Genomic DNA, 21,608 nt, shown 5'->3' with positions numbered 1-21,608 from the left:
TCGAACGCCAAGGGGCCGCGCGCCAATGCCTCAGGAATAATTGGCCCGAAACAGATGTAGGAGCGAGCTTCGCTCGCGATGCGCCGCGCGGGCGGCGCTCGATCTCATAGGCGCTGAACCTGTCATGGCGAACACCTGTCAGCCCTGACGCATTCTCAAGACATGCCCCCAGCAACCTACAAAAATCCCAGACTCTTCCTACGCCTCGGGACTGGCAACTCCACCCCCTGCGAAATACCCTACAACCTCTGTCGACACGCGTCTGATTGTTCCTGCAAATCCCGCACTCTAGGCTTTGCCTGTCGCTGACGGTTCAGCGATCGGGTGTGGAAACCTGGCAAGACATATGATGATTGTTGACACGACAGCTGTACGCGGGAGGCTTTCGGGCCTACCGGGTTCATCATATGCCTGGTTTTCCACCCCGTGTGCAGCTGTCACCCCAATGTGTGGAAACGGACGGGTGGCACATAACTCATATGATGACCATTCCATGACCGACGAAACCAAAACCACCCCCGGTGTCACCTACTTCTACCAAGGCGAAGGCCAAACCCATCCGCTGTTCCGTATCGCTGAGGGCATCCCCTGCCGCAGCGCCCGGGAGCAAGCCTCGGAGTTGATGGGCTATGCACGCGACTTGTCACTGACCGGTTTGATGGACGGCGATCAGCAGATGCTCTGGGCTTCGCATTACTTTGCAGCCATGGCCAAGGCGCTGCTGGATGATGCCGAGTTGGGTTTGCTGCGCTGATCCTTGTATTGACTGGGCTGGCCCTTTCGCGGCTAAAGCCGCTCCTACAGGGATTGTGCATGCCTCAGGTTAAGCAGAATGCCGCAGGGTATGCACAACTCCTGTGGGAGCGGGCGTGCCCGCGAACACCGGCGCAGCCGGTGCCATACAATCAGTGGCAAACCGACCTTTACGTCATTTAGTGGTTGGCATAATGAGAAATTAGTGCAAGTAGAGCGGCGGAGGGCGACCAGCTGATAATTATCCATAGCCCGTTTGCCCAAGTAATTTGAGCGTTCCGCAGACCTGTTGGGTCACCTTCATAAGCGTTGGCTGCTTGCTGAATTTGCACCAGCGCTACCAAGGTTAAAGTCACAGACGTGACCAGAAGCGCGAGCGGCAGCATGAACATGTTATAGAGCGATTGGCTTTCCTCCGGCTGGTCGGGTGCCCAGAATTGCCAGCTCACGAAGAGCAGGTAAGGTACCCAATATCTCAATGTCACTCCAAGCGCTGTACCTTCGACGGTCAGATCCAATTCTTTGCTATAGGTGATTGCTCTTTTCATTAGGGGGTAAATCAAGAAAGAGCCAAACACGCCGCAGAGCAACGGGATTAGAGCGAACCCGCTTTGTCCTCGGATAAGTCTCCAGTGGCAATAGCTCCAATAGGGTATATAAAGGCCCCAGGTTAAGCAGGTCATGGTGATCAGCTTCGATGTAGAGACTACGTGAAGTCGGTGTTTTTGAATGCGCCGGTTTGCTTGAGGTTCGGTGTTATATGAAAGATTTGAGTTCATCTGTTTTGTCTCTCAGTCTAGCAGTTTCATCAGGTAATAGATGGCTATCCAAGCGATGCCGATGGTGTTTAGTGATGATGCAATAAGAATTTTTCTTCTTAACTTCTCAGGGAATTGTAAATGGTCTTGCTCATCCAATAGCCCGCTGCGAATGCTTGAGGCGGGGGACCCAATGGCGCCAGCGATTACAGAAATAACTAGAATTCTGGAACCTATTTTTTTCTCTCCCCACATGCCGGTCGCAAATGGAAGGCACGCGCTCCGTTGGAGTGCTGAAGTCATTTCTTTATATTGGCGAGAGCACGCAATGTGAAGGTCAGATACAAGCCCGATTAAGGCGAGGCAGATAGGAGTGCCTAACAGAAATAGTCTTAGTTTTACGTCAAGGTAATCAATCATCTCCAAAGACCTCGAAGACTAATTCTCCGAACTCCTCACCCGCTTCCATACCACCGATGCTGCCGGCCAAGGCGCCTCCACCAGTGATCACTATTCCGCATGCTACGGCGTAGGGTCCGACTCTCCAGCAAACCTTCGCAGAGATTCTGCCCGCAATTTTTCCTGCCAACCAGCCACCAGCTAAGCCACCGGAGAAATTACCTGCCTCAGAAACGCTGACTTTTTTACAGGCATTTGTGTTGCCCTCTTTGCACACCTCTGAAATTTTCAGGGCAGATCCGCCACCGCCAATAGTAATGCCAACACGCCCTCCGGCTTTTAAATATTTAGCCAGCTTGGCCAGCTTGTCTAAGTGTGTCGAGTAGCCAGGGATATGTGTCGGTCCTCCCGCTTTGCTCCAGTGGTGCACCAAGCTTCTCGAAGAAATTCCCAAGTCCCGGCGCAGACTTTCATAGTTTCCGAGATTGAGGTGTTTTTTTAGAAGGGTCGCATTCAAGTTTGCACTCAATTGCGTGAACAGCTTTTGACGTTCTGCAAAGAACTCAGGGTGCCGAAGATGTCCGTGCTTGACGAATTGGACTTTATGGAGCTCTTCGATTTTTTTCAAAATGGTGCTGAGTTCATCCAGCGACTTGGCAACCATCGCCTCGCTCACCCCCATCGCCAGGCTCACATCGCTGAGCAACGCAGCAATCTCGGCTTGATGGCGCATCATGAATTCCGCCTCTTCGGGCGTCAGTTCCGCCAGTGCTTCACGAGCTTGTTTTGCTGCACTCATCGCAGACAGTTCTTCCCGAGTGCACACCGGGCGCCTCAAACCATCGCCAATGACAAAGATCTCGCCCGCCTTGAACCCCTGCTGATAGGTCGGGTTCAGCCGCTCCAGAATCGACCGAGGCAGGTTGGCCTGCGGCGCGCCCAGTTCTGCCAGGATTTCCTGATACGTCATGCAGCGCGGAACGATGTAGAAACCGGGCTCCATGCCTTGAGGGGTGGGCGAGGGCTGAACCACCTCAGGCTGATAGGTACTTCTTGCCGGGTTACCCGTCCGGGCCTGTGCTGGTGCCTCACGAACAGGCTCAGGTGCGGGTGCCCTGCGCGAAGCCGGAGGTGCGTACCCACTTGCAACCAGGCGATTGCTGCCCTGTGGGCACCCGCATTGCACCAGTGCTCCGTCCAGAGCCGTGGGAATACCATCCTGCCGCCAGCGGACTTCGCCCTCGACGATGGTGCCCGCTTGTCCACATAGCGGGCAGGGTGTGGTCGGGTCGCCTTGAAGTAGCCAGTTGCGGCCATGCACACGGCCCCTGGCTTGGCTGGCAATGCAAATGGCGCCTGTGCTGGTTTCGTCGCCGTCCAGGCCTTGGTATCGGCCGAAGATGTTCATGCGCATGCTCATGGCTCGCCTCTTTTTCAGGTGGAAGCCAGGAACCTAGCAGGCTGTGGGCGGGTATTTTCGGGGTGGGGAGGGTTTAGGAAGGGTCCTACAAGGAATAGAGATTTGGACTACGTGATTTTATTGATGGCAATGCCGGCCTCTTCGCGGGCATGCCCGCTCCCACAGGTAGTGCACAAGCCTCGATAGCTGTGGTGTACCTGTGGGTTTTACCCGCGAAGAGGCCGACAAGGCCACCGCCACAGCCCTGCAGTCCCGCCACTAAATCAACCCCCCACACCTTCGTCTGACAGTTACCGCTCGACTGCCAGGACACCGCTCGACATGAATGCCGACCAAACGCTCAAGCTCGCCCGCCGCTTCATCGAACTCAGCCCCGACAAGCGCCGCCTGTTCCTCAAGGCGCTGCAGGGCGAGGGCATGGATTTTTCCGTGCTGCCGATTGCGCCCGGGGTGGAGGTGGCCGAGCGTGACCAGCTGTCTTACGCCCAGCGGCGCATGTGGTTCCTCTGGCAGCTCGACCCGCAAGGCGCGGCGTACAACCTGCCCATGGCCGTGCGCCTGAATGGCCCGCTGAACCTGGCCGCCCTGCAGCACGCCTTCGATGCCCTGGTGGCCCGCCACGAAACCCTGCGCACCCGCTTCGTCGCCGACGGCGATGACGTGCGCCAGCAGGTCGAGGCCAGCGCCGCCCCGTTGCAGCTGCACCAGGATGCCCTGGCCGGCCTGGACGAGGGCGCCCGTCAGGCCGCCATCGAAACCATCGCCGAAGCCGAAGCCCTGGCCCCCTTCGACCTGGCCAGTGGCCCGCTGTTGCGGGTGCGCCTGCTGCAACTGGCGGCACAGGAGCACATCCTGCTGTTCACCCTGCACCACATCGTCGCCGACGGCTGGTCGATGAACGTGCTGATCGACGAATTCCTGCACCTGTACGACGCCGCCGTGGCCGGCAGCGAAGCCCACCTGGAACCGCTGCCGATCCAGTACCGCGACTACGCCCTGTGGCAGCGCAGCTGGCTCCAGGCCGGTGAGCAGGAGCGCCAGCTGGCCTACTGGCAGGCGCGCCTGGGCGATGACCATTCGCCGCTGGAGCTGCCACTGGACCGCAGCCGCGAGGGCCGCCCCAGCTATCGTGGCGCGCGTCACGAGTTCCCCATCGCCGCAGATGTCGTCGAACGGCTGCGCGGTCTGGCACGCAAGCATAACGTCACCCTGTTCATGGTCCTGCTGGCCGCCTTCAAGCTGCTACTGCAGCGCTACAGCGGCCAGTCGGCGATCCGTGTCGGCGTGCCCATCGCCAACCGCAACCGCGCCGAAAGCCAAGGGCTGATCGGTTGCTTCATCAATACCCAGGTATTGCACACCGAAATCGACCCGCTGCTGGATATCACCGGCCTGCTCCAGCGCGTGCGCGAAACCGCCCTAGGCGCTCAAAGCCACCAGGACCTGCCGTTCGAGCAACTGGTCGAAGCCCTGGACCTGCCGCGCAGCAGCGAGAGCCCGCTGTTCCGTGTGCTGTTCAACCACCAGGCGCAGGTGGCGGATGTGCAAGCCATCGAGACCCGCTCCGGCCTGAGCCTGGCGCCAGTCGTGCTGGCAAAGCACAGCGCCCGCTTCGACCTGGCGCTGGATACCCATGAGCGAGCGGGGCAGCTGCATGCAGCGTTCACCTATGCGACCGACGTGTTCGATACGGCCACCGTCGAAGCCCTTGGCGAGCAGTGGCTAGCCCTGGTGCAGGCATTGGCCGACGAAGCGGCTGGCGCAGTTGGCGAGTTGCCATTGCCAGGCCTGGCCCCTGCCATTGGCGCGCCTGCGCAGGCTGACGCAACGCTGCTGGTTCACCAGCGCTTTGCCGCCGCCGCCAGCCGCCACCCCGAGCGCACGGCGGTGATGGCTGCGGGCGAGCAGGCCAGCTTCGCCGAACTCGATGCCCGCGCCGAAGCCATTGCAGGCCGGCTGGTGGAAGCCGGAGCAGGGCCGGACACACTGGTCGGCGTGCTGGCCGACCGCAGTGTCGGCATGCTCGCCAGTATCCTCGGCGTGCTCAAGGCCGGTGGCGCCTACCTGCCACTGGAGCCCGAGCAGCCGGCCGAACGCTTGGCCTACATGCTCGCCGACAGCGCTACGCGCCTTGTACTGGCGCCCGGTAACTGGCAGGCCGAACTGCCCGAGGGCGTGCAGCGCCTGGACTGGGCGCAAACCGGCAGCGGCAGCGCCGCCCGCATCGCCCCGGCGCCGGCCAACCTGGCCTACGTGATCTACACCTCCGGCACCACCGGCCAGCCCAAGGGCGTGGCGATCAGCCATGGCGGCCTGGCCAACTACGTCGAAGGCATCGCCGCACGTTTGCCGCTCGAGCGCATCCGTAGCATGGCCCAGGTCTCGACCCCGGCTGCCGACCTCGGCCACACCATGCTGTTCGGCGCCTTGTGCGGCAGCCACACCCTGCATTTGCTGCTACGCGAGCAGGTGCTGGATGCCGAAGGCTTCGCCGCCTACCTGACCGAGCACCAGGTAGACGCGCTGAAGATCGTACCGTCGCACCTGGAGGCCATGTTGGTGGCTGGCCGCTCGGCGCTGCCGGCCCAGTGCCTGGTGCTCGGCGGCGAGGCCATCAGCCCGAGCCTGCTGGGCAAGGTCCGCAACCTGGCCCCGGCGCTCAAGGTGTTCAACCACTACGGCCCGACCGAGACCACCGTCGGTGTGCTGGTCGCCGAACTGAACGGGCAGGCCAGCCTCGGCCAGCCACTGGCCAACACCCGCGTCGCGGTGCTCGACCGCTGCCTGCAACCCCTGCCGGCCAAAGCCAAGGGCGAGCTGTACATCGGTGGCGCCGGCCTGGCCCGTGGCTACCTGAACCGCCCGGCACTCACCGCCGAGCGCTTCGTTCCCGACCCGAACGGCCACGGCCAGCGCCTGTACCGCAGCGGTGACTGGGTTCGCCAAGGCAGCGACCTGCAGTTCGCCGGTCGCATGGATGGCCAGGTCAAGGTCCGTGGCTATCGCGTGGAACTGGCCGAAATCGAAAACCAGCTGCGTGCCCTGGGCGGTGTCGCCAATGCCCTGGTGCGCGTGCATGGCCAAGGGCCGCAACTGCAACTGGCTGCCTGGCTGGTGCCCGTTCAGATGCCGGCCGACAGCCTGGCCTGGCAGGAATCGATCCGCGCCAGCCTCAAGAGCCTGCTGCCCGAGCACATGGTGCCGACCCACCTGATGGTGCTGGAGCACCTGCCGGTCACGGTCAACGGTAAGGTCGATGTCAAGGCACTGCCGGAACCCGCCGCCACCCAGGTGGCCTATCAAGCGCCGCAGACCCCGCTGCAAACGCAATTGGCACAGATTTGGGCGCAAGTCCTGCAAGTACCGCAGGTAGGCCTGGGCGACAACTTCTTTGCCCTTGGCGGCCATTCGCTGCTGGCCACCCAGGCGGTATCGCGGATACGCAAGCAATTGGGCGTGGATATTCCGCTGCGCAGCCTGTTCGACACCGTCGACCTGCAGGCCTTCGCCCAGGCCGTGGCCGAAGGCGAGCAGGGCGCAGGCCTGGACATCGAAATCCTCGATCGCCAGCAACCGCTGCCAGTGTCCCCCTCGCAGAACCGCCAGTGGCTGTTCTGGAAGCTCAACCCCGAAAGCCTGGCCTACAACACGCCGATGGCCGTGCGCATGCAGGGCCACCTCGACCACTGCGCCGTGGAGGCAGCGCTGGATGCCTTGGTGGCCCGCCACGAATCGTTGCGCACGGTGTTCGTCGAGGCCGACGGCCTGCCTTGGCAGCGCATCCTGCCGGCTGCCACGGTACCGATCGGTTTCGAAGACCTCAGCGGCCAGGACCACGCCGCGCAGATGCGCAAGCTGGAAGCTGAAGCCTTCGTCCCGTTCGACCTGGAGCACGGCCCGCTGCTGCGCGCACGCTTGTTCAGGGTGCATGCGCAGGAGCACCTGCTGTCGCTGACCTTGCACCATATCGTCTCCGATGGCTGGTCGATGAGCCTGCTGGTGCGCGAGTTCGCCGCCGCCTACAACGCCGCCGCCACGGGCCAGGCGCAAGCCGTCGAGCCGCTGCCGGTGCAGTACGCCGACTTCGCCGCCTGGCAGCGCAAGTGGCTGGCCGAGGGGCAGATGCAGGCGCAGATCGACTACTGGAAGGCCCGCCTGGAAGACGACTTCGAAGTGCTGGAACTGCCTGCCGACCGCATTCGCCCGCAGGTCAAAAGCTACCAGGGCAGCCGCTTCGACGTGCGCCTGCCACAGGCCCTCACCGAGCGCCTGCGGGCACTGGCGGTGGCATCCAACGCCACATTGTTCCATGTGTTCCTGGCGGCCTATGCCATCGTGCTGTCGCGCTACAGCCGCAAGGGCACGCTCAACATTGGCGTGCCGGTCACCAACCGCAACCGCCTGGAGCTTGAGGGGCTGATCGGCTTCTTCATCAACGTGGTCGTGGCTCGTATCCGTGTCGATGGCAGCCAGCCGTTCTCGCAGCTGCTGGCGGCGATCAAGGAGACCACCCTGCAGGCCCAGGCCAACAAGGATGTGCCGTTCCTCGAAGTAGCCGAGGCGCTGTATCCGGAGCGTGACCAGGGTGTGAACCCGATCTTCCAGGTGCTGTACAACCACCTGCGCGACCTCGGCGAGCAGGTGTCCAGCGATGCCCTGCACGGCCTGCAGGTCAAGGAAGTGGACCTGTTGGAGCCGGGCGCGCAGTACGACATATCGCTCAACACCCTGGAGCGCTCCGATGGCGTGACGGCCTCGTTCAACTATTGCACCGACCTGTTCGATGCCGCGCGTATCGAGCGCATGGCCGGGCATTGGCAAGCACTGCTGGAAGCCATCTGCGCCGAACCACAATGCTGCATTGCCGAGCTGGACTTCCTTGGCAGTTGCGAACGCCAGCAGCTGACCCACGGCTGGAACCCGGCGCCCCAGGCTGGCAGCGGCTTGTGTGCGCACCAGCTGCTGGCGCGACAGGCCCACGAGCGGCCGGATGCGCTGGCGCTGATCTTCGACGACCAGCAGATGACCTACGCCGAACTGGACCGCAGCAGCAACCAACTGGCTCACCGCCTTCGGGCGCTGGGTGTGGGGCCGGACTGCCTGGTTGGCGTGGCTGTCGAGCGCGGCCTGGGCATGGCCCTGGCGCTGATCGCCATTCACAAGGCGGGTGGCGCCTATGTGCCGCTGGACCCGGACTACCCGCAAGAACGCCTGGCCTACATGGTCGAGGACAGCAATATCGGCCTGCTGCTGGCCGATGCGCCCTCGCGTGAGCGCCTGCAATTGGGCAAGCAACTGCCCTGCGTGGTACTGGAGCCGGGCACCGAGTGGCTGCAAGCCTGGACCGCCGAACCGCTGGCCAACCTGGCGGCACCGCACAACCTCGCCTATGTCATCTACACCTCCGGCTCCACCGGCATGCCCAAGGGCGTGGCCATCGACCACCAGGCCCTGTCGCTGTTCTGCCAGGTGGCCGGCGACTATTCGCGCCTCACCCCGGACGATCGCGTGCTGCAGTTCGCCACCATCAGCTTCGATGGCTTCATCGAGCAGTTCTTCCCGCCGCTGGCCCAGGGCGCCTGTGTGGTCCTGCGCGACCTGCGGCTGTGGGACACCGCCACCCTGCTGGACGAGATCAACCGCCACGGCGTGACCGTGGCCGACCTGCCGGCGGCCTACTGGCGCCTGCTGGCGCTGGAGCGCCGAGCCCCCGCGGCCTATGGCCGGCTGAAGCAGATTCACGTGGGGGGAGAGGCGGTGCCGGAAGATGCCCTGCGCGCCTGGCTGGCCGATGGCCCGCCAGCAGTGCGCCTGCTGAACACCTACGGCCCGACCGAAGCCACCGTGGTCGCCACCACCTACGATTGTTCGCAGATGACCGTGGAGCAGATCAGCCTGGGCGGCGTACCGATCGGCCGTGCCTTGCCGGGGCGTACCCTGCATGCTCTGGACGATGGCCTGGCGCCGACGCCGGTGGGCGTGCCCGGCGAGCTGTTCATCGGCGGGGCAGGTTGCCTGGCGCGCGGTTATCACCAGCGGCCGTCACTCACCGCCGAGCGTTTCATCCCCGACCCGTTCGACCCGGTTGGCGGTGGCCGCCTGTACCGCACCGGCGACCTCGGCTGCTACGACGAAAACGGCCAGCTGGCCTATCGCGGCCGGGTCGACCATCAGGTGAAGGTGCGCGGCTTCCGTATTGAGCTGGGCGAGATCGAGCAGTACCTGCGGGCGCACCCGGACGTTCGCGAAGCCACCGTGCTGGCCATCGACCTGCCCGGTGGCAAGCAGCTATGCGCCTATGCGGTGCCGGCCGAAGGCTACCGCGGCGATCTGCGCCAGGCCCTGAAGCAGTACCTGAAGGCCAGCCTGCCGGACTACATGATCCCGGCCTACCTGGTGACCCTGCCGAGCATGCCGCTGACCCCCAGCGGCAAACTCGACCGCAAGGCGCTGCCGCTGCCCGACCCGAACCAGCCACAGCATGACTACCAGGCGCCGCAGACCGAGCGGCAGCAGCAGCTCGCGAACATCTGGGCGCAGTTGCTTAACGTTGCCCGGGTCGGCCTGAGCGACAACTTCTTCGAGCTGGGCGGCCACTCCTTGCTGGCGGCCCAGGCAGTGTCGCGGATCAACGTCGAGCTTGGGCTGGACATACCCCTGCGGCTGATCTTCAGCCACCCCGAACTACGCGCGTTCGCCCAGGCACTGGACGAGCAGGGCCTGTCGCTCTCCGACGATGGCCTGAGCGATATCGAACACATGATGAATGCATTCACAGAGGCCTGACATGGAACTCACTGCCGCACAACGTATCGCCCAACGTTTCGTTGGCCTCCCTGTGGAGCAACGCCAGCAGATCCTGGAAAAGATGCAGGCCACCGGCCAGAGCTTCCGCCTGCTGCCTATCGTGCCCGCGCGCCAGGGCCTGGCGCGTATTCCGCTGTCGTACGCCCAGCAACGCCTGCTGTTTCTCTGGCAGCTGGAGCCCGACAGCCCAGCCTACAACGTGCCGATGGCGGTACGCCTGAAGGGCGCGCTGGACCAGGCAGTGCTGCAGCAGGCGCTGGATGCGCTGGTGCAACGCCACGAATCGCTGCGCACGCGCTTTGCCTCGGAGGAGGGCGAGTTCTACCAGGAAATCCTCGAGCACTGCCCGCTGGCGCTGGAATTGCTGATGCTCGACGGTGCCGTCGATGAGACAGCGCTGAGCGTGGCCGTGGACGCCGCCCTCAAGCAGCCCTTCGACCTGCTGAGCGGCCCGCTGCTGCGGGTGACCCTGCTGCGCGTGGCCGCCGATCACCACGTGCTGGCGCTGAGCATGCACCACATCATCTCGGACGGCTGGTCCAGCGATGTGCTGGTGCAGGAATTCATCCAGCTGTACAGCGCCCTGGCCGAAGGCCGGCAGGCCGAGTTGCCGGCCTTGCCGATCCAGTACGCCGACTACGCCATCTGGCAGCGCGCCTGGCTCGAGGCAGGTGAAGCGCAGCGCCAACTGGCCTACTGGCAGGCCCAGTTGGGCGGCGAGCAGCCGGTGCTGAGCCTGCCGCTGGACTTCGAGCGCCCGGCCACGCCCAGCCAGCGTGGCGCGGTGGTGCGTGTGGACATCGGCGCCGAACAGGCCGAGGCCCTGCGCAGCCAGGCGCGCAAGGGTGGCCACACGTTGTTCGTGTTGGTACTGGCGGCCATGGCGGTGGTGCTGTCGCGCTACAGCGGCCAGGCCGACATCCGCATCGGCGCCCCGAACGCCGGGCGCAACCGCAAGGAGCTGGAAGGCCTGATCGGCTTCTTCATCAACACCCAGGTGCTGCGCGTGCAGGTGGACGAGCGCGCCACCTTCGCCGCACTGCTGGAGCAGGTCAAAGACGTGATCGGCGGCGCCCAGTCGCACCAGGAGCTGCCGTTCGAGCACCTGGTCGATGCCTTGCTGCCCGAGCGCAACCTGGCCCACAACCCGCTGTTCCAGTTCAAGATCAACCAGCACGTGGCCGCCAGCGATGCAGGGCGCAAGCGCCTGGGCGCGCTGGAGGTGGAAGGCTTTGCCCGTGACGGCGGCGATGCCCGCTTCGACCTGGCGTTCGACTTCTCCGACAAGGCCGACGGCATCGAAGGCTATTTCACCTACGCCACCGACCTGTTCGAGCAGGCCACTATCGAACGCATGGCCGCTTCGCTGCGCCAGGTGCTGGATGCGCTGATCCGTGACCCGCAGCAGGCGATCGTCGACAGCCCGCAATTGGCGACGCTGCTGCCGGCGGCCACGCAGGCCTACCCGCACGGCGACTTCCTCGCCTTGTGGCGCCAGGCAATGGCGCAAGGCCAGGCCCACGGCGGTGTGCGTGCCGGTGACCGGTTCATGACCCAGGCCGGGCTGGAGGCGGCGTCCAACCGCCTGGCCGACTACCTGCGCCAGCACGGCGTCGGTGCTGGCAGCATCGTCGCCCTGTGCCTGCCGCGCTCCATCGAGTGGGTCGGCGCCTTGCTCGCGGTGCTCAAGACCGGCGCCGCCTACCTGCCGCTGGACACCCAGCAACCGCAGGAGCGCCTGCAACAACTGATTGCCGACAGTGGCGCCGCCATACTGCTGCATGAGCCGGGCGACCAGCGCTTCGCCGGCCTGGACGGCGTGCAGCGGATTGCCTGCGATCACACCGCCTGGGCAACCTGCAGCGACAGCCCGGTCGAGGTGGCCATTGCCGCCGAGCAACCGGCCTATCTGATCTACACCTCGGGCTCGACCGGCCAGCCGAAAGGCGTGGTGGTCAGCCACGGGGCGCTGGCCAGCTACACCCAGGCGGTGCTGGAGCGCCTGCAACTGCCGGCCGCGGCGAGCATGGCGATGGTGTCCACCACCGCGGCCGACCTGGGCCACACCGTGCTGTTCGGTGCCCTGGCCTCGGGCCGCCTGCTGCACCTGCTGCCACAGGAACTGGCGTTCGACCCGGATGGCTTCGCCAGCTACATGGCGCAGCACCAGGTCGGCGTGCTCAAACTGGTGCCGAGCCACCTGCAAGGCTTGCTGCAAGCGGCCCGCGCCGCCGATGTGCTGCCCGCCGAGGCATTGATCCTGGGTGGTGAGGCATGCAGCTGGGGCCTGTTGGAAAAAATCCGCGAACTGCGCCCGGCCTGCCGGGTCATCAACCACTACGGCCCGACCGAAACCACTGTCGGCGTGCTCACCTTCGAGACGGGGCAGCCGCTGCCAGGTTGCCGCACGGTGCCGGTCGGGCGCCCGCTGGGCAACGCCTGCGCCCAGGTGCTGGATGGCTACCTCAACCCGTTGGCGGCGCAGGTGCCCGGTGAGCTTTACCTGGGCGGGCAGGGTGTCGCTCAGGGCTACCTGGGCCAGCCCGCATTGACCGCCGAACGCTTCGTGCCGACCGAGGGTGGTGCCCGCCTGTACCGCACCGGCGACCGCGCGCGGCTGACTGCCGATGGCCTGGTCGAGTTCATCGGCCGTGCCGACGACCAGGTGAAGATCCGCGGCTATCGCGTGGAGCCAGGTGAAGTCGGCCGGGTGCTGGCCGGCCTGCCTGGTGTCAACGAGGCCGTGGTACTGGCCTTGCCATTGGAGGGCGATGCCGAGCGCTTGCAGCTGGTGGCCTACGGGGTGGCCGATGCAGGCGTGACCGTGCAGCAACTGCAGGCGCAATTGCAGGCACGCCTGCCGGACTACATGGTGCCGGCGCACATACTGCTGCTGGAGCGCCTGCCACTGACCGCCAATGGCAAGCTCGACAAGCGCGCCTTGCTGGCACCGGGCGTGGTCAGCCGTGGCTATGTGGCGCCGCAAGGCGATATCGAGGAGAAGCTGGCTGCAGTGTGGGCCGATGTGCTCAAGCTGGAGCAGGTCGGCAGCACCGACAACTTCTTCGAACTGGGCGGCGACTCGATCCTCAGCCTGCAGATCATCGCCCGGGCCAAACGCCAGGGCATCCGGATCACCCCCAAGCAGCTGTTCGAACAACAAACCATCGCCCAGCTGGCCCAGGTAGCCAAGCGCATCGAGGCCAAGCAAGCGGTTGCGGCCGCAGCCATGGACACCGCCACCAGCGGCGAGTTGGCATTGCTGCCGGCCCAGGCGCGTTTCTTCGAGATGGAGATCGCCCAGCCGGCGCATTGGAACCAGTCGGTGCTGCTCAAGCCGGCCAGCCCGGTGCAGGTGCAACACCTGGAGGCAGCCCTGCGCGCCGTGGTCGAGCAGCATGATGCCCTGCGCCTGCGCTTCAGCCGTGGCGAAAGCCAGTGGCAGGCGCGCTTCCAGCCGCTGGACAATGCACCACTGCTGCACCAGCGCAACCTGGCCGCACTGAGTGAGCTGGACGCCGCCGGCAACCAGGTGCAGGCCAGCCTGAACCTGGAGCACGGGCCGCTGCTGCGTGCCGAACTGTTCGATTTCGCCGATGGCCAGCAGCGCCTGCTGCTGGTGGTCCATCACCTGGTGGTCGACGGTGTGTCGTGGCGGGTGTTGCTGGAAGACCTGCAAGCGGCCTACCGGCAATTGCTGAACGGCCAGGCCGTGAGCCTGCCCGCCAAGACCACCTCGGTGAAGACCTGGGCCGAGCGCCTGGCCAGCCATGCCGGCAGCCCCGCATTGCAAGCACAGCGCGACTACTGGCTGCAGGCGCTGGCCGGCGACCACGCCGAACTGCCGCGTGACAACCCGCTGGGCAGCCTGGCCAACACCCATGCCCGTACCGCCGCCACACGGCTGGATGCCGAGCGCACCGCCAAACTGCTGAAACAGGCCCCGGCGGCTTACCGCACGCAGATCAACGACCTGCTGCTGACCGCGCTGGCGCGCACCCTGTGCCAGTGGAGCGCACAGGACAACGTGCAGGTACTGCTGGAGGGCCATGGCCGCGAAGACCTGTTCGACGACCTCGACCTCAGCCGCACCGTGGGCTGGTTCACCAGCCTGTTCCCGGTGCGCCTCACACCCGGCCAAGACCTTGGCCAGTCGATCAAGGCAATCAAGGAGCAACTGCGCGGCGTGCCGGACAAAGGCCTCGGCTACGGCCTGCTGCGTTACTTCGGCGATGCTGAAGTGCGTGACCAGCTCGAGCGTGCCGCCCAGGCCCGTGTCACCTTCAACTACCTGGGCCAGTTCGATGCCAGCTTCGATGCCGAGGCCGGCGCCCTGTTCACCCCGAGCGGGGAAAGCGCAGGCCGTACCCAATGTGCCGGCGCGCAGCTGGGCAACTGGCTGAGCATCACCGGCCAGGTGTACGGCGGCGAGCTGTTCCTGGAGTGGACCTACAGCGCCGACGTTCATCACCCGGCCACCATCGAGAAGCTGGCCCGGGCCTACGGGCAGGCCTTGGCAGAGCTGGTCGAGCACTGCTGCGATGCGCGGCACCAGGGCGTGACGCCGTCGGACTTCCCGCTGGCCGCGCTGACCCAGGCGCAACTGGACAGCCTGCCGCTGGAGGCCGGGCAGATCGCCGATGTGTACCCGCTGTCACCCATGCAGCAGGGCATGTTGTTCCACACCCTTTACGACCAGCAGGCCGGTAACTACATCAACCAGCTGCGCGTGGATGTGGAGGGGCTGGATGTGCAGCGGTTCCGCCAGGCCTGGCAGGCCACGCTCGATGCCCACGACATCCTGCGCAGCGGTTTCATCCTGCAAGGCGAACTGGAGCAAGCCGTACAGGTGGTTCGCAAGGCCGTCGAACTTCCATGCAGCGAGCATGACTGGCGTGGCCAGCCGGCGTTGGAGCAGGCATTGCAGACCCTGGCCGAGGGTGAGCGCCAGCGCGGTTTCGACCTTGCTGCCGCGCCGCTGCTGCGCCTGGTACTGGTACGCACGTGCGATACCCGCCACCACCTGATCTACACCAACCACCACATCCTGATGGACGGCTGGAGCACCTCGCGCCTGTTGGGCGAAGTGCTGCAGCGCTATGCCGGCCTGGCGCCGCAGGCCCAGGCCACGCACTACCGCGACTACATCGCCTGGCTGCAGGGCCAGGACGCGGCCGTTGCCGAAGCCTTCTGGAAAGCCCAGCTTGCCGCCCTGGACGAGCCGCCCCGCCTGGCCCAGGCCATCGCCGGCAGTGCAGGCACAAGCGGTAGCGGTCATGGCGACCACCGCCTGGCCTTCGACCCTGAGCAGACCGCGCGCATCGAAGCCTTCGCCCGGGCCAACCGGGTCACGGTCAACACCCTGGTGCAATCGGCCTGGCTGCTGCTGTTGCAGCGCTGCACCGGCCAGGCCAGCGTGTGCTTCGGTGCCACTGTCGCCGGCCGCCCGGCAGACCTGCCGGGGGTAGAGGAACAGATCGGCCTGTTCATCAACACCTTGCCAGTGATCGGCGCCCCGCGTGCCGAGCAGACCGTGGCCGAGTGGATCGGCCTGGTGCAGGCCGGCAACCTGGCCGTGCGCGAGTTCGAGCACACCCCGCTGTACGATGTTCAGCGCTGGGCGGGGCAGGGCGGTGACGCCTTGTTCGACAGCATCCTGGTGTTCGAGAACTACCCGGTGGCCGAGGCGCTGCAACAGGGCGCGCCCGGTGGCCTGCGCTTCGGCGATGTGGCCGTGCAGGAGCAGACCAACTACCCGCTGACCCTGGTGGTGGAACTGGGCACCACGCTGTCGATGCAGTACAGCCATGACCGTGCGCTGTGGAGCGACGAGAGCATTGGCCGCCTGGCTGGCTACTTTGCCAACCTGCTGCAGGCGCTGGTGGAGAATGCTGACGCGGTGGTTGGCGAGCTGCCAATGCTGGGCCTGCCAGAACAGCGACAGATGGTCGAAGGCTGGAACGAAACCCAGGCGACCTACCCGGACGAGCGCAGCATTCACCAGCTGATCGAAGCCCAGGTGTTCGCCACCCCGGATGCCCCGGCGCTGACCTTTGGCCAGCAGACCCTGAGCTATGCCGAGCTCAACCGCCGTAGCAACCGGCTGGCGCACAAGCTGCGCGAGCAGGGCGTGGGGCCGGATGTGCTGGTGGGCATCGCCATGGAGCGCAGCCTGGAGATGGTCATCGGTTTGCTCGGCATCGTGAAGGCCGGCGGCGCGTATGTGCCGCTGGACCCGGAATACCCCCAGGATCGCCTGAGCTACATGTTCGAGGACAGCGGCATCGCCTTGCTGCTGACCCAGTCGCACCTGCATGAAGCCCTGCCGATCCCGGCCGGCCTGCGCAGCCTGGACCTGGACACCGAGAACTTAGATGGCTACAGCGATGCCAACGCGAACATCGACGTGGCCCCGCTGAACCTCGCCTACGTGATCTACACCTCCGGCTCCACCGGTCGCCCGAAAGGTGCTGGCAACAGCCATCAGGCGCTGGTCAACCGCCTGTGCTGGATGCAGAAGGCCTACGGCCTGGACGCCAGCGACAGCGTGCTGCAGAAAACCCCGTTCAGCTTCGACGTGTCGGTGTGGGAGTTCTTCTGGCCGCTGATGACCGGCGCGCGCCTGGTCATGGCCCAGCCCGGCGCGCACCGCGACCCGCAGTTGTTGGTCGAAACCATCAACCACCACGGCATCAGCACGCTGCACTTCGTGCCGTCGATGCTGCAGGCGTTCATGACCCACGAAGCGGTCGAAAGCTGCGTCAGCCTCAAGCGCGTGGTGTGCAGCGGTGAAGCGTTGCCGGCCGAGTTGGCCCGCCAAACCCTGCAACGCCTGCCGGCGGCGGGCCTGTACAACCTGTACGGCCCGACCGAGGCGGCGATCGACGTGACCCACTGGACCTGCCAGCCGGACGAAAGCATCAGCGTGCCGATCGGCCAGCCGATCGACAACCTCAAGACCCATATCCTCGAAGGCAGCCTGCAACCGGCGGTGCGCGGCAGTGCCGGCGAGCTGTACCTCGGTGGTGTCGGCCTGGCCCGTGGTTACCACCAACGCCCGGCGCTGACCGCCGAACGCTTCGTGCCGGACCCGTTCAGCGACAACGGCGGTCGCCTGTACCGCACCGGCGACCTGGCACGCTACCGCGCCGATGGGGTGATCGACTACGCCGGGCGCATCGACCATCAGGTGAAGATCCGCGGCCTGCGCATCGAACTGGGCGAGATCGAGGCGCGTCTATTGGAGCTGCCGAGTGTGCAGGAAGCCGTGGTGCTGGCCCAGGACGGGCCAAGCGGCAAGCAGCTGGTGGGCTATGTGGTGCCTGCCGACAGCACGCAAGACGAAGGCGCGTTGCGCGACAGCCTGCGCGAGGCGCTGAAGGCCGGCCTGCCGGACTACATGGTGCCGGCGCACCTGCTGCTGCTCGGCAAGCTGCCGGTGACGCCGAACGGCAAGCTGGACCGCAAGGCCCTGCCGCAGGCGGATGCCAGCCAGTCTCAGGGTGAATACATCGCCCCGCAGAGCGCGCTGGAGCAGCAGATCGCGGCGATCTGGGCGGATGTGCTGAAGCTGGAGACGGTCGGCCTGGGTGACAACTTCTTCGAGATTGGCGGGCACTCCTTGCTGGCCACCTCGGTGATCGTGCGCATCCAGGAGCAGGTGGGGGTAGTGGCCGAATTGAAAGAACTATTCGAGTTCCCGGTGCTGGCTGACTTCAGTCGTCAACTGGAAGCCAGGACGCCCCTGGTCGATTCCACCCAGGACCAGTTGGCCAGATCCCTGGCGCTGCTCGATAGCCTGAGCATGGAAGAGCTCGATGAACTGATTTCCTGACCTGATGTGATCTGTGCATGTGGGTAAACCCTTTCCCATAGATATGAGGCATTCCTTCAGCTGGTGGGGTCCCTGTGGGAGTGGGCATGCCCGCGAAGCAGGCGACGCGGTGGATGGCACCGGCTGCGCCGGTGTTCGCGGGCGCGCCCGCTCCCACAGGTATGGCGCAGGTTTCCGGGTCCCACAGGGGCCCTGCCAATTATTTATGTGCTGTGCCATGGGAAGTGGGTTCGGTGCAGGTTTCAGGGTCACGCTGTACCTGCACCGGGCGCTGCCTCCACCGAATTTCCATCTAAATCCATGCCACCACTCAACCGTCTAACTACGGAGGAAATTGATGAGCTGATTTCTTAGGAGATTCCCTGTGCAAGAGCTGCTCGATACGGTCGTATCGTTGTCCACCCAAAAACGTAAGGCGTTGGCAGCCTTGCTCAAGAAACAAGGCGTGAACCTGTACGGTGTCACGCCGATCTTCCCGAGGGATCCTGCAGAGCCGGTGCTGCTTTCCTACGCTCAGCAGCGCCTGTGGATACTGTCGCAATTGGGCGAGGTGGGCAGCGCGTACAACCTCTCGTCCGTCTTGCGTTTCAAAGGCCACCTGGATACCCAAGCCCTGCAGCGCAGTTTCGAGGCCCTGATCAAGCGCCACGAAACGCTGCGTACCACCTTCCGCCTGGAACGGGAACAGGCGGTTCAGGTGATCCACCCACATGTCCCTTTCGAACTGGCCGTTGAAGTGCTGGTGCAGGCCGATGACAGCTACCTGCGTCAGCGTGTCGAGGCCGAAGCCCACCTGCCTTTCGACCTGCAGCAGGGCCCGCTGTTGCGTGTGCGCCTGTTGCGCCTGGCAGCAGACGAACATGTGCTGGTGCTGACCCTGCACCACATCGTCTCCGACGGTTGGTCGATGCCGGTAATGGTCAACGAGCTGGTGCAGCTCTACCACGGCTACAGCCAGGGCCAACCCGTGGAGTTGCCGACACTGCCGGTGCAGTACGCCGATTACGCCACCTGGCAGCGCAACTGGATGGAGGCCGGCGAGCAGGAAAAGCAACTGGCCTACTGGACCGCGCAACTGGGAGAGGAGCATCCCGTGCTGGCGCTGCCCACCGACCGCCCGCGGCCCGCCGTGAGCAGTCATCAGGGCGCACGGATAAAGGTCGCGTTGGACCAGCAACTGGCCGGGGCGCTCAAGCAGCTGGCCCAGCAGCAGGGCGTGACGCCGTTCATGCTGTTGCTGGCCAGCTTCCAGACGCTGCTGCACCGCTACAGCGGCCAGCCAGATATCCGCGTCGGTGTACCGGTTGCCAACCGCAACCGGGTCGAGACCGAGCGCCTGATCGGCTTTTTCGTCAACACCCAGGTGCTACGGGCCGAGTTCGACCTGCAGATGACCTTCATTGACCTGCTGCAGCAGGTGAAGCAACGCGCACTGGGCGCCCAGGCCCATCAGGACCTGCCGTTCGAGCAGTTGGTCGAGGCCTTGCAGGTCGAGCGCAACCTGGGCCACAGCCCGCTGTTCCAGGTCATGTACAACCACCAGACCCAGGCCAAGGGCGAGCGCCGTAGCCTGCAAGGGCTGCAGATGGAAGAGCTGGTCTGGGACAGCCACACCGCCAAGTTCGACCTGACCCTGGATACCTTCGAGCACGAGCAGGGCATTGGCGCGGCACTGACCTACGCCACCGACCTGTTCGACGCGGCGACCATCGAGGGCATGGCCCGGCATTGGCTGAACCTGCTGCAGGGGATCGTATGCGAGCCTGGGCAGCGGGTTGCCGACCTGCCGCTGCTGGACGAGCCTGAACGGCACATCATCATGCGCGGCTGGAACGCCACCGAAGCGGACTACCCGGCAGGGCAAAGCATCCATCAGCTCATCGAAGCCCAGGTCCTCGCCACCCCGGACGCCCCGGCGCTGGCCTTTGGCGAGCAGACCCTGAGCTATGCCGAGCTCAACCGCCGTAGCAACCAGCTGGCGCACAAGCTGCGCGAGCAGGGCGTGGGGCCGGATGTGCTGGTGGGCATCGCCATGGAGCGCAGCCTGGAGATGGTCATCGGTTTGCTCGGCATCGTGAAGGCCGGCGGCGCCTATGTGCCGCTGGACCCGGAATACCCCCAGGATCGCCTGAGCTACATGTTCGAGGACAGCGGCATCGCTTTGCTGCTGACCCAGTCGCACCTGCATGAAGCCCTGCCGATCCCGGCCGGCCTGCGCAGCCTGGACCTGGATACCGAGAACTTCGACGGCTACAGCGATGCCAACCCGAACATCGACGTGGCCCCGTTGAACCTCGCCTACGTGATCTACACCTCCGGCTCTACCGGTCGCCCGAAAGGTGCTGGCAACAGCCATCAGGCGCTGGTCAACCGCCTGTGCTGGATGCAGAAGGCCTACGGCCTGGACGCCAGCGACAGCGTGCTGCAGAAAACCCCGTTCAGCTTCGACGTGTCGGTGTGGGAGTTCTTCTGGCCGCTGATGACCGGCGCGCGCCTGGTCATGGCCCAGCCCGGCGCGCACCGCGACCCGCAGTTGTTGGTCGAAACCATCAACCACCACGGCATCAGCACGCTGCACTTCGTGCCGTCGATGCTGCAGGCGTTCATGACCCACGAAGCGGTCGAAAGCTGCGTCAGCCTCAAGCGCGTGGTGTGCAGCGGTGAAGCGTTGCCGGCCGAGTTGGCCCGCCAAACCCTGCAACGCCTGCCGGCGGCGGGCCTGTACAACCTGTACGGCCCGACCGAGGCGGCGATCGACGTGACCCACTGGACCTGCCAGCCGGACGAAAGCATCAGCGTGCCGATCGGCCAGCCGATCGACAACCTCAAGACCCATATCCTCGAAGGCAGCCTGCAACCGGCGGTGCGCGGCAGTGCCGGCGAGCTGTACCTCGGTGGTGTCGGCCTGGCCCGTGGTTACCACCAACGCCCGGCGCTGACCGCCGAACGCTTCGTGCCGGACCCGTTCAGCGACAACGGCGGTCGCCTGTACCGCACCGGCGACCTGGCACGCTACCGCGCCGATGGGGTGATCGACTACGCCGGGCGCATCGACCATCAGGTGAAGATCCGCGGCCTGCGCATCGAACTGGGCGAGATCGAGGCGCGTCTATTGGAGCTGCCGAGTGTGCAGGAAGCCGTGGTGCTGGCCCAGGACGGGCCAAGCGGCAAGCAGCTGGTGGGCTATGTGGTGCCTGCCGACAGCACGCAAGACGAAGGCGCGTTGCGCGACAGCCTGCGCGAGGCGCTGAAGGCCGGCCTGCCGGACTACATGGTGCCGGCGCACCTGCTGCTGCTCGGCAAGCTGCCGGTGACGCCGAACGGCAAGCTGGACCGCAAGGCCCTGCCGCAGGCGGATGCCAGCCAGTCTCAGGGTGAATACATCGCCCCGCAGAGCGCGCTGGAGCAGCAGATCGCGGCGATCTGGGCCGATGTGCTGAAGCTGGAGAGGGTTGGCCTCGACGACCATTTCTTCATGCAGGGAGGGCACTCTCTGCTGGCAGTTTCGGTGATTGCCCGCATTCGTCAGCACCTGGGGCTGGACGTGCAGTTGCTTACCCTGTTCGAGGCTCCGGTGTTGAGGGACTTTGCCAAACGTGTCGAGCACGGTGAACGGGCACAGGCTGCTGTCATCGAA

Annotated in this window: 6 protein-coding genes and 2 pseudogenes; 5 read left to right on the top strand and 3 right to left on the bottom strand. The window is 65.0% G+C overall.

From position 1 onward, the window contains the following. The first annotated feature begins 493 nt into the window (after positions 1 to 493). Positions 494 to 754, top strand: a complete 261-nt coding sequence (locus tag GYA95_RS16315; RefSeq protein ID WP_015271332.1) for a DUF3077 domain-containing protein — start codon at positions 494 to 496, stop codon at positions 752 to 754. Between the two features lie 178 nt (positions 755 to 932). Here GYA95_RS16315 and GYA95_RS16310 read toward each other — a convergent pair whose 3' ends face one another. From GYA95_RS16310 to GYA95_RS16300, 3 genes are all read right to left on the bottom strand, one after another. Further along, the gene (locus tag GYA95_RS16310; RefSeq protein WP_015271331.1) at positions 933 to 1,301 is read right to left on the bottom strand and encodes a hypothetical protein; all 369 of its coding nucleotides are present in this window, start codon (positions 1,299 to 1,301) and stop codon (positions 933 to 935) included. Between the two features lie 243 nt (positions 1,302 to 1,544). Continuing rightward, on the bottom strand, positions 1,545 to 1,931 hold the full coding sequence (locus GYA95_RS16305) for a hypothetical protein (RefSeq protein WP_054573777.1): 387 nt from the start codon (positions 1,929 to 1,931) through the stop codon (positions 1,545 to 1,547). Further along, positions 1,924 to 3,330: a PAAR domain-containing protein gene (locus tag GYA95_RS16300; protein WP_080604897.1), complete on the bottom strand. Its 1,407-nt coding sequence runs from the start codon at positions 3,328 to 3,330 to the stop codon at positions 1,924 to 1,926. Before GYA95_RS16300 ends, GYA95_RS16305 begins: the two co-directional genes overlap by 8 nt. A gap of 321 nt (positions 3,331 to 3,651) precedes the next feature. Between GYA95_RS16300 and GYA95_RS16295 the strand changes: the two genes are divergently transcribed. The 4 genes and pseudogenes from GYA95_RS16295 to GYA95_RS28490 form a co-directional block, all read left to right on the top strand. Beyond that, positions 3,652 to 10,116, top strand: a complete 6,465-nt coding sequence (locus GYA95_RS16295) for a non-ribosomal peptide synthetase (protein WP_015271329.1) — start codon at positions 3,652 to 3,654, stop codon at positions 10,114 to 10,116. A 1-nt stretch (position 10,117) separates the two neighbouring features. Then, complete coding sequence (locus GYA95_RS16290; RefSeq protein ID WP_161551432.1) at positions 10,118 to 17,971, top strand: non-ribosomal peptide synthetase; 7,854 nt, start codon at positions 10,118 to 10,120, stop codon at positions 17,969 to 17,971. A 364-nt stretch (positions 17,972 to 18,335) separates the two neighbouring features. Beyond that, a pseudogene (locus GYA95_RS28495) lies at positions 18,336 to 19,769 on the top strand (condensation domain-containing protein); the annotation flags it as partial. A gap of 21 nt (positions 19,770 to 19,790) precedes the next feature. Beyond that, positions 19,791 to 21,560, top strand: a pseudogene (locus tag GYA95_RS28490) (amino acid adenylation domain-containing protein); the annotation flags it as partial. Positions 21,561 to 21,608: the final 48 nt, after the last annotated feature.

This window comes from Pseudomonas asiatica (assembly GCF_009932335.1).
GTDB lineage: Bacteria > Pseudomonadota > Gammaproteobacteria > Pseudomonadales > Pseudomonadaceae > Aquipseudomonas > Aquipseudomonas asiatica.
The sequence above is the reverse complement of the archived record's forward strand: the minus strand, read 5'-3'. Positions and strand labels throughout refer to the sequence as shown.